15 protein-coding genes are annotated in these 14,405 nt (G+C 35.2%); 10 read left to right on the forward strand and 5 right to left on the reverse strand.

The annotated features are described in order from the left end of the window. Window positions 1–4: 4 nt before the first annotated feature. Window positions 5–1,135, forward strand: a complete 1,131-nt coding sequence (locus BM383_RS14905) for a tetratricopeptide repeat protein (RefSeq protein WP_093025947.1) — start codon at window positions 5–7, stop codon at window positions 1,133–1,135. A 140-nt stretch (window positions 1,136–1,275) separates the two neighbouring features. Further along, window positions 1,276–1,659, forward strand: a complete 384-nt coding sequence (locus tag BM383_RS14910) for a hypothetical protein (protein WP_143106440.1) — start codon at window positions 1,276–1,278, stop codon at window positions 1,657–1,659. Between the two features lie 13 nt (window positions 1,660–1,672). Here the strand turns inward: BM383_RS14910 and BM383_RS14915 are convergent, their stop codons facing one another. The 3 genes from BM383_RS14915 to BM383_RS14925 are packed head-to-tail and all read right to left on the reverse strand — an operon-like array spanning window position 1,673 to window position 4,644. Beyond that, window positions 1,673–2,557 carry a hypothetical protein gene (locus tag BM383_RS14915; RefSeq protein WP_093025949.1) on the reverse strand — a complete coding sequence of 295 codons (885 nt, stop codon included), beginning with the start codon at window positions 2,555–2,557 and terminating at the stop codon, window positions 1,673–1,675. 36 nt (window positions 2,558–2,593) lie between these two features. Beyond that, a complete protein-coding gene (locus tag BM383_RS14920) occupies window positions 2,594–3,721 on the reverse strand; it encodes a glycosyltransferase family 2 protein (protein ID WP_093025950.1) in 1,128 nt (375 codons plus the stop codon). Further along, complete coding sequence (locus tag BM383_RS14925) at window positions 3,715–4,644, reverse strand: hypothetical protein (protein ID WP_093025951.1); 930 nt, start codon at window positions 4,642–4,644, stop codon at window positions 3,715–3,717. The genes BM383_RS14920 and BM383_RS14925 overlap by 7 nt, the downstream gene beginning before the upstream one ends. A 31-nt stretch (window positions 4,645–4,675) precedes the next feature. On the opposite strand from BM383_RS14925, the gene ruvC reads away from it, so the two are divergent. From ruvC to BM383_RS14950, 5 genes are read left to right on the forward strand one after another with little or no spacing between them, the layout of a single operon-like run. Further along, a complete protein-coding gene (ruvC, locus tag BM383_RS14930; RefSeq protein ID WP_093025952.1) occupies window positions 4,676–5,230 on the forward strand; it encodes a crossover junction endodeoxyribonuclease RuvC in 555 nt (184 codons plus the stop codon). Beyond that, the gene (gene hemW, locus BM383_RS14935) at window positions 5,230–6,384 is read left to right on the forward strand and encodes a radical SAM family heme chaperone HemW (RefSeq protein ID WP_093025953.1); all 1,155 of its coding nucleotides are present in this window, start codon (window positions 5,230–5,232) and stop codon (window positions 6,382–6,384) included. Before ruvC ends, hemW begins: the two co-directional genes overlap by 1 nt. A gap of 16 nt (window positions 6,385–6,400) precedes the next feature. Then, the gene (locus tag BM383_RS14940; RefSeq protein ID WP_093025954.1) at window positions 6,401–7,147 is read left to right on the forward strand and encodes a cyclase family protein; all 747 of its coding nucleotides are present in this window, start codon (window positions 6,401–6,403) and stop codon (window positions 7,145–7,147) included. A 43-nt stretch (window positions 7,148–7,190) separates the two neighbouring features. Then, window positions 7,191–7,544, forward strand: a complete 354-nt coding sequence (locus BM383_RS14945) for a DUF4260 domain-containing protein (protein ID WP_093025955.1) — start codon at window positions 7,191–7,193, stop codon at window positions 7,542–7,544. After that, entirely contained in the window at window positions 7,541–7,903 is a 363-nt protein-coding gene (locus BM383_RS14950) for an MmcQ/YjbR family DNA-binding protein (RefSeq protein ID WP_093025956.1), read from the forward strand. The genes BM383_RS14945 and BM383_RS14950 overlap by 4 nt, the downstream gene beginning before the upstream one ends. Before the next feature lie 258 nt (window positions 7,904–8,161). Here BM383_RS14950 and BM383_RS14955 read toward each other — a convergent pair whose 3' ends face one another. Beyond that, on the reverse strand, window positions 8,162–9,262 hold the full coding sequence (locus tag BM383_RS14955) for a DUF4407 domain-containing protein (protein WP_093025957.1): 1,101 nt from the start codon (window positions 9,260–9,262) through the stop codon (window positions 8,162–8,164). A gap of 159 nt (window positions 9,263–9,421) precedes the next feature. Here BM383_RS14955 and BM383_RS14960 point away from each other — a divergent pair, with 159 nt between their 5' ends. The 3 genes from BM383_RS14960 to BM383_RS14970 all read left to right on the forward strand — a co-directional run bounded on the left by BM383_RS14960 (window position 9,422) and on the right by BM383_RS14970 (window position 10,822). After that, window positions 9,422–9,979 carry a sugar O-acetyltransferase gene (locus BM383_RS14960; RefSeq protein WP_093025958.1) on the forward strand — a complete coding sequence of 186 codons (558 nt, stop codon included), beginning with the start codon at window positions 9,422–9,424 and terminating at the stop codon, window positions 9,977–9,979. Between the two features lie 76 nt (window positions 9,980–10,055). Further along, on the forward strand, window positions 10,056–10,250 hold the full coding sequence (gene rpsU, locus BM383_RS14965; RefSeq protein ID WP_093025959.1) for a 30S ribosomal protein S21: 195 nt from the start codon (window positions 10,056–10,058) through the stop codon (window positions 10,248–10,250). Between the two features lie 134 nt (window positions 10,251–10,384). Continuing rightward, window positions 10,385–10,822, forward strand: coding sequence for a hypothetical protein (locus BM383_RS14970; RefSeq protein ID WP_093025960.1), 438 nt, complete (start codon window positions 10,385–10,387; stop codon window positions 10,820–10,822). Between the two features lie 94 nt (window positions 10,823–10,916). On the opposite strand, the gene BM383_RS14975 is transcribed toward BM383_RS14970, so the two are convergent. Continuing rightward, on the reverse strand, window positions 10,917–14,396 hold the full coding sequence (locus BM383_RS14975; RefSeq protein WP_093025961.1) for an efflux RND transporter permease subunit: 3,480 nt from the start codon (window positions 14,394–14,396) through the stop codon (window positions 10,917–10,919). Window positions 14,397–14,405 lie beyond the last annotated feature (9 nt).

Genomic DNA, 14,405 nt, shown 5'->3' on the forward strand with positions numbered 1-14,405 from the left:
TTGTATGAAATCGTTTGGTAGTATTATTTGTCTTTTTCTTGTTTGTGGAGTGTATGCGCAGGAAAAAGCAGATCAACTGTTTCAGTTAGGAAATTATAGCAAAGCAATTGTGGCGTATCAAAAAGACACCACTTCAGCACATAACCAGCGTATGACGGCAAAAAGCTATGCTGCTTTGGAAAATTATGAATTAGCCATTTCTCATTATCTAAATGCCATAGCGATAGACAGTACTTTACAGTTGCAACAGTTTGAACTTGCCAAATTGTACTACCAAACCAATCATATTGAAGATGCGATCAGTGTATATAAAAAACTCATCAAGAAAGATGAAGATAATCCAACGTTTCAATATCTATTAGGAGTTGCATACAATGCAATTGGTAACGGAAAAAAAGGGTACGAGTGTTTTCAAAAGGCCTACGAATTGGATCCCAATTATTTAAAAGCAAGCTATCAATTGGCAAAGACAGCATTGCTCAATGGTTCGTATGATACTTGTTTGAGCTTAATAAATGAGGGATTGAAGGTGAATCCAAACAATGTAGATTTTATCAATTTGATGGCTATTTATCATTATGATGTACAAAATTATAAAAAAGCGATTCCTTGGTTTGAAAAACTACTAGAGAAAACTCAAGGTTCGGCAATTATTTACCGAAGATTTGCCTTGTGTCTTTTTCAGCGAAATGAATACGAACGTGCTATTGAAAACTGGAAAAATCAAATTTTGTATGATAAGTATAATCCAGATCCTTATTTGCAAATAGGTTTAGCATATACCAAGCTCAAAAATTATACAGAAGCTGAAACTTACATTAATCAATCAATTGAGCTGAAGCAAAATTCATTTTATGATGATTATGAAGCCCTTGCCGTAGTGTATCAACAGCAGCAGAGTTTTAAAAAAGCATTACACTATTATGAACTTGCAAAAGAGGAAAATCCTAGTAAAGGTTCCATGCTTTATTACAAAATAGCGGTAACGGCAGATAAAGTTTACACCTCCAATCCAAAGAAGGTATTGGAGTATTATAAAACTGCACAGGAAAATGAAGATAGCGAATATTTAAAAATGTACATGCAAAAACGCATAGATGAATTAGAGTCTGAAATTTTAGCACAAGCAGGCTAATTCATTAAAAAATTGTACTTTTCGGCTTTCTATTGAATTTTATGAAGCAGATTTTTGCCTTGTTGTGTTTAGTATGTTGTTGTTCATGCGAGATGTTTCAAAAAGAAACTGTCTCGGAAGAGGAACTGGTAAACCAAAAAATGGCAGAACTCAATATGAATGAGGTAGATGTTTATCCAATGTTTGAAGATTGTGATGAGAATCAACCAAAGCAAATTCAAAAACAATGCTTTGAAGGTGAAATAGCTGCGTTCTATGCAGGGATTTTATCGCAACAACAATTTGTTGTAGAAGATGATATTAATGATACCGTTTACGTCTATTTTTTAATTGACAAAACGGGAATTATATCACTTCAGAAAATTGAAAAAAGTGCTTTAATAGCTCAGGCATTACCACAATTAGATAGTTTACTTCAAAAGAAAACCGATAGCATTCCTACTATTTTTCCAGCTCAAAAACAGGGTATAAAAGTAGCTAGCAAGTTTGTGTTACCTATAATTGTAAACTCGGAGTACAAGTAAAAAATACCCGTTCTTACAAAGTAAATTTCACTCCCAGATTTAAATCAACAGGAAACTCTCCATTGCTATCATTATTCAAAGCAACAAAGTCGTTGTATTGAAAAGAAATATACGTGTTGTTCGCAATTTTAAAATCTGCACCAATACCAAACATTACAGGAGCATCAAAATTGGTTCCTTTTTCAGTATAACTAACAATGTCTCCTTCGGTATCAGTAGTTGTATAAGTGGCAGATGCACTGGTGATAGTAACCAGTTTGGTTTGTGCATAGAGTTTAAGGTTTTCATTTCTTACCAATTTAAAACGATAGTTTAATGAAAACTGCGTAGAACTATAATCATAATCTTCTGCAGAGAAGGTTTGTTTCAAATGCGCAAAAGCACTATGTCTTGACATGGGTTTTAAGGCATCAAAAAACTCTGCCTCAACCAAAACTTGTGGAACCATCGTATTGTTCACATTTGTAGTGTATACATTATTACCTACACCTCCTAAGACACCTAAGTTTACACCTAGTTTAAAGTGCTTGTTTTCATACGTATACGAAGTGTCTTTTTGTTGATTGTAAGCCACTACAAAGTCGGTTAAACTTCCAAGCATTAAAGAGGTCTTAGTAGCAGATACAGAAGCGTCACTTGTTAAAGAAGCAAGTGTAGTTCGGTATTCGTATTGATAATCTCCTGAAGCATCTTTGGTATTCTTCAGTTCATAAAAACTTCCATTTTTCGCTACAAAATAGCGGTATTCACCATTGTTTTTGGTATAGTATAAGGAAATTTCACCAGATACTTCTTCTTGAAGCGTAATAGATTCTCCATTGATCACTTGCGTAGTTTCTTGTGCAAATGTTACTAGGGATACAAAAAGGAAAACAACTAAAACAACGAGCTTTTTCATGGTTGGTTGATTTTATGAATGAGTAAAAATATCAATTTATTTTTGAAATGTTTCGCCTTTCCAGTTGTATGAAGCAAAAAAACTTTGAACAACAACCAGAATCACAAACATTGGATATATTAAAAATGAAATTACATAAGATTTTAAGTATCTATCTTGTTTGAAAAACTGTGCTGTTTTATTCAGAAGGAAAAAATCTAAATTGAATTTCAAAGCAAAACCAAATAGCCAAAATTTAAAGGAAAACAAATTTAATAATGCCAAAACACTAAAGACTAGAAGGTTCAAGTTCATGAGAAGAACCGACACGGCAACAAATTTTGAAAACCAATTTTTGTATGCCGAAGTTTTTGCAGCCCAACGTCTACGTTGGTGTAATAAATTTTTCCAGTTGTGTTGTGGTTTGGTAGTAACCACAACGTGTTCTGATTTTAAATATTGAACTGATGTTGCATCGTGTTTTTGCAGTTTTTCCATAAGGAAAATATCATCGCCGCTAGCAATATGATTATTTCCTTTAAACCCGGAAAGCTTCATGAAAACTGATTTCTCGTATGCCAAATTAGCTCCGTTACACATAAACGGTTTTTTAATACCAAAACCTCCAATGGTAGACCCTATCAAACTTAAAAAATCGAGTAATTGAAATTTTTCTAACAATGTATTTTCAATCGTATAAGTGACAGGCATAACAACCATTTTGGGCTGTTTTTGGTTAATGAATGCAGAGAGCGTTGCCAACCAGAGTTCGGGTATTTTACAATCGGCATCTGTAGTTACAATCCAAGGGTATTGCGCATTTTTAATTCCAACAGAAATAGCATCTTTTTTGGGGCTTTTTGTTTTTCTGATATTGGAAAGTACCTGAAGTTCTATTTCAGGATTTTCGGTGAGAAAATCAAAGATGAGTTGCTCATAGTTGTCGGTTGAGCCATCATCAACCAGTAGAATTTCAAATTTGGATTTTGGATAATTCAATCGGCTTAAAGAAAGCAATAATGCTGGAAGATTTTCTGCTTCGTTTTTAAATGGAATGATAATGGAAAAACTGTTTTTTGCAGTTTTATCGGTTTCATCAAAATATCTCACTTTATCGAAGCCTAAAATAAAACTCAAAATGAGCAAAGCATATACACCACAAATGATGAACCAACATATCAACATACAACCTCGGTTTTTGTATTAAAGTTCCAAACCACATAACTGCCAAAAAGTGCAGGTATTGCCATGTTTCCCAGAAATAGTAAGGTTGAAGTAGTCAAAACTATCCAATCATTTACGCCAAATGCACCAAACAAAACAACTGCAACTCCGGCTTTTATCACCACGTCAAAAATAGAAATTGCCGGTACAAAGGAGGCTAAAATATACATAGAAGCAATGCAACTCATAGTATTGAGATACGTAATTTCAACCTGAAAAAATTGTAAAACAAAATAGAATTGATGTGCAAAAATAAGATATCGTAAGATTGAAAATAGAAAGTTTAGATTTCTGTTTTTAGGTGGAATTTGAACGTAATGTTTCCATAATTCTTGCAGCGTATACCCTTTTATTGCTTGCTTTTTTAGCATTAAAACGATGCAAATTCCAATGGAAATTACTCCCAAAATAATACTCAGCCACAACCATTTTTGAAGTAGTACCAATCCAACAATACCAAAAATCACCGTAGCAAGTAATTGATGTGCATTATGAAAAAAAGTCATTTCAAAAATAGACTTTCGTTTTGTTTTTGGGTAGAACAGTGCTTTGGCTCCATATTCTCCAATTCTATTTGGCGTAATAAAAGCTAAGGTTTGTGCACCGAGTGATTGCTGGATACTTTCTTTAAAGTTGATTTTTCGAACGGAAGCAACAAACGATTGCCATTTTAAAAATTCAATTCCCCAATTAGCGATACTGAACAGTAAAAAACAGCATAGCGGCGTAAAACTGAGTACATCGTATAGTTTTAAAACTCGTATAAAATCGTGAAAACTAAAATCATCTTGTGCTAAGCGCGTGTAGATTACAAAAAAAGCAATCACAACAATGGCTACTTTGAGCAGTACAAAAAGATAATGCTTAGTTTTGTGGTGTTGCATAGGCGCAAATTACACAATAAAACGGACACTATTGAAAACCGAAAAAATAATCTTAGGGATAGATCCAGGAACAACAATTATGGGTTTTGGACTCATTAAAGTAGTTGGTTCTAAGATGGAATTACTTCAGTTAAACGAATTGAACTTGAAGAAATACACTGATCATTATCTCAAATTAAAAAAGATTTTTGAACGTACCGTTGAGTTGATAGACAACTATCACCCAGATGAAATAGCAATTGAAGCACCCTTTTTTGGAAAAAATGTACAGTCGATGCTAAAATTGGGTAGAGCACAAGGTGTTGCCATGGCAGCTGGTTTGTCTAGAGAAGTGCCAATTACGGAGTATGAACCCAAGAAAATAAAAATGGCAATTACCGGTAATGGAAACGCTAGCAAAGAGCAAGTGGCCAAAATGTTGCAACAATTGGTAGGCTTAAAAGAGCTTCCTAAAAACCTGGATTCTACCGATGGTTTGGCGGCAGCGGTTTGTCATCATTTTAATGGCGGAAGAGCCGCGAAAAGCAAAAATTATTCTGGTTGGGATAGTTTTATCAAACAAAATCAAGATCGGGTTAAAAAGTAATGGCAGGCATTTACATTCACATACCGTTTTGCAAACAAGCATGTCATTATTGTGATTTTCATTTTTCCACATCTTTGAAGAAAAAGGAAGAAATGATAGCTGCTTTGAAGACTGAAATTCTCCTAAGAAAGAGTGAATTTGCCAACGAAACGGTTGCAACCATTTATTTTGGAGGCGGAACGCCCAGTATTTTGTCGGTTTCAGAATTAGATGAAATTATTCAAACCGTTTATGAGAACTATGCTGTTGTAGACAATCCTGAAATTACGGTAGAAGCCAATCCCGATGATTTATCTTTTCAAACCGAAAAAGAAAACATTTTTGAAGCGTATAAGGCAATTGGCGTAAACCGCTTGTCTATTGGTGTGCAATCGTTTTTTGAAGAAGATTTAAAGTTGATGAATCGTGCGCACAATGCTGATGAAGCCATGGCGTGCATCAAAGAAGCTACACAACATTTTGACAATATTACCATTGATTTGATCTACGGAATTCCAAACATGAGCAACGAGCGTTGGTTGCAAAATGTACAAACGGCATTAGATTTCGGAATTCCGCATATTTCCAGCTATGCTTTGACGGTAGAGCCCAAAACGGCATTGGATACGTTTATCAAAAAAGGAATTGTACCGGAAGTTGAAGATGAAGTGGCGCAAGCTCATTTTGAGCTGTTGGTTGCTAAATTAGCTGAAAATGGTTTTGTGCATTACGAATTGTCGAACTTCGGGAAAGAAGGATTTTTTAGTGAGAACAATACCGCTTATTGGTTGGGTAAAAAATACATTGGCATTGGTCCGTCTGCGCATAGTTACGATGGTGTGCACCGCAGTTGGAATGTTGCCAACAACACCAAATACATTAAAGCCATTCAGCAAAACGAATTGCCATCAGAAATTGAAACACTTTCGGTAACTGATAGATATAACGAAGCTGTGATGACAGGTTTACGTACTATTTGGGGAGTTTCACTAACTCGTGTAGAGCAAGATTTTGGAACCAATTATAAGAAGTATCTACTACAACAGGCTGAAAAACATATACAAAATGAGTTGTTACTTTTAAGTGCTGAAGAAGAAGATGTCATTCTGAAAACAACAGCAAAAGGCAAGTTTTTGGCAGACGGTCTCGCGTCTGATTTATTTCTTTTAAATTGAACATAAAATCAAACAAGTGAAAGCAACTATTGAATATAACGGCACCAGTTACCAAATAGATTTTAACAAACCCATTGATATTTCGCTTCCTCTTTCTGGAACTCCACGAAATGTGAATGCTTGGTATGTACCACATCCCGAAATTACGCCGGTTCATGATGGTGATTTCGTAGGAAGTGTAAAAGCTGGAGCCTCTACCAATTTCAATAATATATTTTTCAATCCGCATGGGCATGGAACGCATACGGAATGTATTGGCCATATTACAAAGGAATTTTACAATGTAAATGATACTTTGAAAACCTTCTTTTTTGCTGCGGAATTGATTTCGGTTACGCCACAACCACAAGGCGAAGATTTGGTAATTTCTAAATCTCAAATCGAAGAAGCTTTGAACGGAGCTACACCAGAAGCCATAGTTATTAGAACTTTTCCGAATACAGACGAGAAGCTTACCAAACAATATTCAAACACCAATCCGCCGTATTTATTAGAAGAAGCTGCTTTGTTTATCAAAGAAATTGGGATTAAACATTTGTTGATTGATTTGCCTTCTGTTGATAAAGAAAAAGATAATGGAGCATTGTTAGCACACAAAGCATTTTGGAACTTTCATGGAGAATTTCGACTTGATGCTACCATTACCGAGTTTATTTATGTGCCAACTTCAATTGTAGATGGTAGCTATCTGCTTAATTTACAAATGGCTTCGTTTGTCAATGATGCGTCGCCAAGCAAACCAGTTTTGTACAAAATTTGGTAACATAAATAGGTTTTAACCTACTCATACTCAAAAATCAATCAGTATGAAAACAACCTTGCAATTAGAAGAGTTGGCCATGTTTTTGGGCGGAATGCTCCTTTTTTATCAGCTTGATGTGGCTTTTTGGTGGTTTTTTGTATTGTTACTTGTGCCAGATGTTGGCGCTATTGGTTATGCCATAAACAACAAAATAGGGGCTTTTGTTTATAATCTATTTCATCATAGAGGTCTTGCAGTTTTGTTGTATATTTTAGGGGTGAATTTTGCGATTATGGAATTGCAAGTAGCTGGAATCATACTGTTTTCGCACGCAGCGATGGATCGTTTTTTTGGTTTTGGACTGAAATATGAAAAAGGATTTAAATTCACCCACTTGGGAAAAATAGGAAAAGAATGAATATTCAACAGTTATACGAATTTTGCTTGGCAAAGAAGGAGGTAACCGAAACTTTTCCTTTTGATGAAGATACTTTGGTATTTAAAGTTGCCGGAAAGATGTTTTGTTTAACGTCTTTAAAAAGATGGGAAGAAGGTAATCCGTCACTAAATCTTAAATGTGATAAAGAAAAAGCGCTAGAATTAAGAGCCGAGTATGAAGCGGTTGAACCCGGTTTTCATATGAGCAAAACTAACTGGAATACGGTTAAGATTCATCAAGATCTTTCTGATAAAGAAATCTTTAATCTGATTAACCATTCTTATGATGAGGTGGTAAAAGGACTTACCAAAAAGATGAGAACGAGCTTAGGGCTTTAGTATTTATTGTTTCATAAAGAATAACGGTTGTTTATAAAGAAGTAGTATTTATTTTACTTTGTTCGTTTGGAATATCGATTTAGCAAATCAGAAAATGCTTTTTATCTGATTTTTAGATGTTTAAACGTGATTGTAGCAAACTTGATAATTAAAACCTATATATTTGTACCGATAATAATTTTTCACAAGATAAGTTTTAGGTTTAGACACCCTATTAAAATAAAGCCGAGGAGTGAGGACTCTTCGGCTTTCTTGGTTCTATAAAACAGATTTTTGTTGTTTGTAAAATGCTTCTGCTTGCAAATTGGCAATTTCCATTGCAGTTTTCCTTTTCTTCTGATAGAGTTCCTCGTCCTGTTTCAAGTCTTCGTAAATCTTATCATTTAAAGATTGATCGGTTTCCAATTGTTTTTTACGTTGATAGGACTTTTGAGACATCCAAGTAGCTCTAGCTTCTTCGTTGTCAGCCAACTTAAAATCATATTCTCCTTTGGAGGCTAAGAGTTTTATAAGAACAGGAGCTGTTTCTATGGTAAGAAAAAGTAGTGTTATAAACAGCACTGGAATCCAAGGTAATTTGTTGAGTGCATTGATACGAGCCATCAGTCCGTCAAAATTAGAAACTATAGGAGAACTTTCTAAAAGTTGTTTCTCCAGAGCATTATTCAATGCTGTAATTTCGTTTTCTTTCTGAAGAATTTTTTCAGCATTCGTAGTTTTTAGGGTTTGTAATTCTGCCAAAGCAGCGTCATGCTTTTCTCGTTTTTCTTCGTAAACTGGTCCTTTGCCTAATTTTCCGGTTCCCGAAGTTCCTTCAGCTTCCGTAATGTAAGTGTTGTAGAGTTGATTTACTTCCTCCTCTTTTGTTTTAACTTCCTTTTTTAAAAGATCAATTTCTGTAGTGAGTGCATCTCTATCCTTTTGAAAATATGCGGTAACTTGATCTTTGTTAGCCATCAGTTTGCTGTTGCGCTCCTCTTGGAGGACTGCATCAATTTCTTTCTGATAAATTTTCAATTCTAGTGGTTTCGAAATTACAATAGCTATAATAATTGCTAGTAAAAATCTAGGAAGGGCTTGAAGAACTTCATTAATTTTCGACTTTCTTTTCCTAAGTGTCCCAACAATAAACCGATCTAAATTAAAAATAAGCAACCCCCAAATAGATCCAAAGAAAATGGAGGTAAAAAGATTATCAAACACCGTATAAAGTGCATAGGAAGCCGAAATCCAAGCAAGCAGAGCCGTAAAAAAAACAGTAGCGCCAATACCGGCAAATTTATTTTGTTCGCCATTGCTACAAGTGGCTAGGATATCGCGGTCTGCTCCAGAGCAGAGGATAAAGAACTTTTTGATCATGATATGTTGTTTTTTGATTGATGATGTTAATGTAACGCTCTTTTTTACAAAATGTTACAAATAAAGTACTGTTTTATTTGCTCTTAGACTTTTCCAAGCTTAAAAGTGTTTGTTATACACTAATAATAGTATTTTTGTAAACTTATTAAAATGATAACGATGAAAAGTGCTCTGGAAAAAATGATTGCTGGCGAGGAATATTGGATCAATGATCCTGAATTGGTGGAAATTAGATTCAAAACCAGAGAGTTGGTAGATGAATTTAATGAAACGAAACCTAGAGAGGCTGAAAAGAAAGCAGCTCTTCAAAAGCAACTATTTGGAGAAGTAGGAGATGAGGTTCATATTGAAAAACCAATAAGAGTAGATTACGGTATGAACACCAAAATGGGAAGTAATGTATTTATAAATTTTAATTTTGTAATTTTGGACTGTTGTAAAGTTACCATTGGTAATAATGTATTTATAGCGCCCAATGTTCAAATATATACTGCAATGCATCCGCTAGATTTGGATGAGCGCAAAAAACACATTGGCTTTGCAGCTCCAATTACTATTGGTAACGATGTTTGGATTGGTGGTGGTTGTATCATAATGCCTGGAGTTACCATCGGAGATGGTGTGACCATTGGAGCAGGAAGTGTAGTTACCAAGGATATTCCAGCAAATTCAGTTGCGTTTGGAAGTCCATGTAAAGTGCAAAAAAAGTTAAAATAAATATCAAAATTTGGAATTACCATTTTATTTGTTATAATGGTAGTTATTGTATAATTTAAACTATAGGAGGATTTATATGTTAAAGACTATTGTAAAAGAAGGCGAAAGTATAGAGCGCGCACTTAAAAGACACAAAAGAAAGTTCAGAAACACAAAAGTTTTGAATCAGTTGAGAGAGCGTCAGCATTATACAAAACCTTCGGTAGCTAAAAGAAAAGCTAAAATGAAAGCTGCTCATAAAGAGGCTTTCTTAAGAGGGCTTGAAGAATAGTCTATCACAGTATACAAGTTAAAAAACCGTTACAGTTTTCTGTAGCGGTTTTTTTGTTTTGCAAGCTTTCAATTTTATTGGTGTAGCAATTTTTGATGTTGTATTTTAGCCGCTAAACAAAATCAACAAAAATCATGTACAATACAGTTTTAACTATTCACTCTTACTGGGCATTTTTAGTGCTTTTAGTATTATTATTGGCCGGGCTAAATGCTTTGGTGAAGTTTTCAAGCAACAAACCTTTTACAGATAATGACCTTCGAATTAGCCTTTTTGGACTCATTACTTCTCACATACAATTGTTAATTGGAATTGTATTGTATTTTGTTTCTGATAAATTCAATGCTTGGTCAGAAGTTGGGAGCGAAGTTATGAAGATTCCTGCTTTGCGTTTGGTTTTGGTAGAACACCCATTAATGAATGTTATTGCAATTGCATTGATCACAATTGGTTGGTCTAAACATAAAAAAGAAACTACAGCGAAACGTAAATTTGGTAAAATTGCTCTTTTCTATTTATTAGGATTGGTTTTCTTATTAGCAAGAATTCCTTATGCACAGTGGTTTGCTTAAAATATTAAATTGAAGATATAGAAAAAGCCTCAAGAATTTCTTGAGGCTTTTTTGTTTGTCTATTTAAAGGATACTCTTTTGGAGAATGTAAACTTTAAGCGTTTTCTGGAACGTATCTTCTATTTTTCATAATACGATATTTCACTCTTAATGATAAGTAGAACAATACTGGTACTACGATCAATGTAAGGAAGGTTGCAAAGATCAATCCGAAGATAACTGTCCATGCCAACGGTCCCCAGAAAATTACGTTATCACCACCCATATAGATTTTTGGATCAAAGTCAGAGAACAATGAGAAGAAATCAATATTCAATCCAATTGCCAATGGAATCAATCCAAGTACGGTAGTAATGGCGGTTAATAATACCGGACGTAAACGTGCTTTACCACCTTGTACAATAGCATCAAATACATATTCTTTAGGAAGAAAAGCATCTTTTTCGGTTCCTAATTCTTCTTTCTTACGATCGATAAGAATTTGAGTGTAATCTAACAATACCACACCATTGTTTACTACAATTCCGGCGAGGGAAATAATCCCCATCATGGTCATCATAATTACGAATGCCCATCCGGTAACAATAAGTCCAAGGAAAACTCCAATGAAACTCAAGAAAACTGCCACCATAATAATGGTTGGTTTAGAGATAGAACTAAACTGGAAAACTAAGATCAAGAAGATTAAACCAAGACCTACAAAAAGTGCTGTCATTAAAAACTGCATTTGCTTGTTTTGTTCTTCGATCTGTCCTGTGTAATCAAATTTAATTCCGTCAGGAACATCATAGTTCGCCATTTCCTTTTGAATGTTGGCTACTACTGCTCCGGCATCTGTATAACCAGAAGCTAATACAGAATATACAGTAACCACTCGCACATTCATATCGTGCTTAATGGCACTAAACGAAGCCGTATTTCTATATTTTACAACAGAAGAAAGTGGTACTTGCTTTATTTGGCCGCTTGCTGCATCACGGAACGTAATGTTCTGATTGAAAAGCGCATTCATGTCATATCGATTCTCATCATTGAAACGAACATAAATGTCATAATCTTCTCCGTTTTCTTTATAAACGCCTGCTTTTTCGCCGTAAAGAGAACGGCGTAATTGATTACCAATCATTGCTGCAGAAACGCCTAATTCGCCTGCTTTTTTACGATCGATATCTACAACCATTGCAGGTTTGTCTTTGTTTACATCAATCTTCAATTCATCAACGCCGGCAACATTTTTAGAGTTGATATAATCGCGCATTCCTTCTGCGACAGAGATCAATTCGTCATAATCTTCACCAGAAATTTCAATATTCACAGGATAACCTGCTGGCGGACCAACAGCATCTTTCTCTACTGAAACGATAACCCCTGGGTAAATGTTTTTCAGGGTATCTTTAACTTTGTCTAGTAATTCTTGAGAATCATTTCCTCTTCGGTATTTGAACTCTCTCAATGAAACAGTAACTTTTCCTTTGTGTGGCATTTCAGCTGCCGAACCACCATCGGTTTGTGGATTTCCGGCACCTTCACCAACTTGAGAAACTACAGATTCTACCATAAAGTTTTCACCGGTTTCTTTATCTATATATTGTTTGTGTTCAACAATTCCGAAAACACGATTTTCTACTTCTTTGGTGATTTTGTTCGTTTTTTCAATATCGGTTCCTTGAGGATATTCAATATAAACAATTACCTGATTTGGTTTGTTTTCAGGGAAAAATTGAATTTCTGTTCTTTGTGAGCCGATAGACCATCCGAAGAGACCTATAGATACTACAAACAGAACAATCATACCTATTACGGTAATCACCGGCATACTTCCTTTTAAGTAGAAACGAATGGCTTTTTCATAAAGGTTTTCCCATGCAGTTAATATTCGATGCTGAAAAACGCTTGCCATTTTCACTAATAGGAATTGGTGTGCCCAAAACATGATTGCAGTAAAAATCATTAACGTTCCTAAACCAGCCATGCTTCCTCCAAAGATCATGATAAGAATTCCAGGAACTCCTAAAACAATACTTAAAACAATCAATTGTTTTATGGAGAATTTATCTTCCTCAACTTTCATGAATTCTGATACCAACATGGAGTTGATGAAAATTGCTACAAATAAAGATGAACCTAATACAACCGAAAGTGTAATTGGGAAATATTTCATGAATTCACCCATCATTCCAGGCCATAAACCAAGCGGAACAAAGGCTGCTACTGTTGTTGCAGTAGAAATGATAATAGGAACTGCAATTTCACCAATACCAATTTTTGAAGCTTTGGTTCGGCTCATGCCTTCTTCATCCATTAATCGGTATACGTTTTCTACTACCACAATACCATTATCAACCAGCATTCCCAGACCCATAATCAACCCGAAAAGAATCATGGTGTTTAAGGTATATCCCATAGCTTCCAAAATCATGAACGACATGAACATGGACATTGGAATAGCAAAACCAACAAAAAGTGCATTACGGAAACCTAGGAAGAACATCAAAACGGTTACAACTAAGATGATACCAAAGATGATGTTATTTACAAGGTCATCTACCTGGTTGATTGTACGTTCTGAACTATCATTGGTTTTGGTAATTTTTAAATCTGGAGGAAAAACATTTTCTGTTGTTTCCTTTAGAATTTCGTTGATTTTTTCTGCGGCGTTTACCATGTTTTTACCAGCACGCTTTTTCACGTCTAGCATTACTACAGCACTACCAAGCTCTCTTGCATAGGTAGTTTTGTCTTCTTCACGGAAAGTTACATTGGCAATATCTTTTAGATAAACCGCTCCGTTTTGAGTCTTTACTACAAAATTATCAAGGTCTGATGGTTCTTCAATTTCACCAATAATTCGGATAATTCTTCGTTGTCCTTGGTTGATCAAACTACCTGCAGACATGGTTAAGTTTCCTCCTTTGATGCTGTTAATCACATCATCGAAACTTACCTGTGCTGCCATCATTTTGTAAATATCAACGGCTACTTCTACTTCCTTTTCCTGCGCACCGCGAATGGAAACTTCTTTGATTTCCGGTAGCGTTTCAATTTCATCCTGAAGATATTCTCCAAATTCTTTCAGTTTATCAACAGGATAATCACCAGAAAGGTTAATGTTCATGATGGCTACTTCTTCAGAAAGATTTAGATCAAAAACATTAGGTTCCACTTTGGCTCCGTTAGAAGTTGGCCAGTCTTCACTAGCTTTTTCGGTATCTACTTCATCTTTTACACGCTGCTTAGCTGCTGCAACTTCTACGCTTTCATCAAACTCTACAATAATTATAGAGTAATCTTCTTGAGAAGTTGAAGTAATATCGGTAACTCCGGTAAGGTTTTTTAGTTCTTCCTCTAGCGGATTGGTGATGAGTTTTTCAACGTCTTCTGCTGTGTTACCAGGGTAAACGGTACTCACGTAGATTTTTGTTTCTTTTACCTCCGGAAAATCTTCACGAGGCATTCCAAAATACGCCAAGGTTCCCATAATTAGGAAAATACCTATCATGACGTAAATGGTCATTTTATTGTCAATGGCCCAGGACGATAGGCCAAATTCTTTTTCTGTACTGCTGTTACTCATTGCACTTTT

This window comes from Pustulibacterium marinum (assembly GCF_900116665.1).
In the GTDB taxonomy this organism is placed as follows: Bacteria; Bacteroidota; Bacteroidia; order Flavobacteriales; family Flavobacteriaceae; genus Pustulibacterium; species Pustulibacterium marinum.

Coding starts and splice junctions, on each gene's coding strand:
- BM383_RS14905 (WP_093025947.1), top strand. CDS start 5: ATGAAATCGTTTGGTAGTATTATTTGTCTTTTTCTTGTTTGTGGAGTG.
- BM383_RS14975 (WP_093025961.1), bottom strand. CDS start 14,396: ATGAGTAACAGCAGTACAGAAAAAGAATTTGGCCTATCGTCCTGGGCC.
- BM383_RS14950 (WP_093025956.1), top strand. CDS start 7,541: ATGAATATTCAACAGTTATACGAATTTTGCTTGGCAAAGAAGGAGGTA.
- BM383_RS14920 (WP_093025950.1), bottom strand. CDS start 3,721: ATGTTGATATGTTGGTTCATCATTTGTGGTGTATATGCTTTGCTCATT.
- hemW (WP_093025953.1), top strand. CDS start 5,230: ATGGCAGGCATTTACATTCACATACCGTTTTGCAAACAAGCATGTCAT.
- BM383_RS14915 (WP_093025949.1), bottom strand. CDS start 2,557: ATGAAAAAGCTCGTTGTTTTAGTTGTTTTCCTTTTTGTATCCCTAGTA.
- BM383_RS14910 (WP_143106440.1), top strand. CDS start 1,276: ATGGCAGAACTCAATATGAATGAGGTAGATGTTTATCCAATGTTTGAA.
- BM383_RS14970 (WP_093025960.1), top strand. CDS start 10,385: ATGTACAATACAGTTTTAACTATTCACTCTTACTGGGCATTTTTAGTG.
- rpsU (WP_093025959.1), top strand. CDS start 10,056: ATGTTAAAGACTATTGTAAAAGAAGGCGAAAGTATAGAGCGCGCACTT.
- BM383_RS14945 (WP_093025955.1), top strand. CDS start 7,191: ATGAAAACAACCTTGCAATTAGAAGAGTTGGCCATGTTTTTGGGCGGA.
- BM383_RS14955 (WP_093025957.1), bottom strand. CDS start 9,262: ATGATCAAAAAGTTCTTTATCCTCTGCTCTGGAGCAGACCGCGATATC.
- BM383_RS14960 (WP_093025958.1), top strand. CDS start 9,422: ATGAAAAGTGCTCTGGAAAAAATGATTGCTGGCGAGGAATATTGGATC.
- BM383_RS14925 (WP_093025951.1), bottom strand. CDS start 4,644: ATGCAACACCACAAAACTAAGCATTATCTTTTTGTACTGCTCAAAGTA.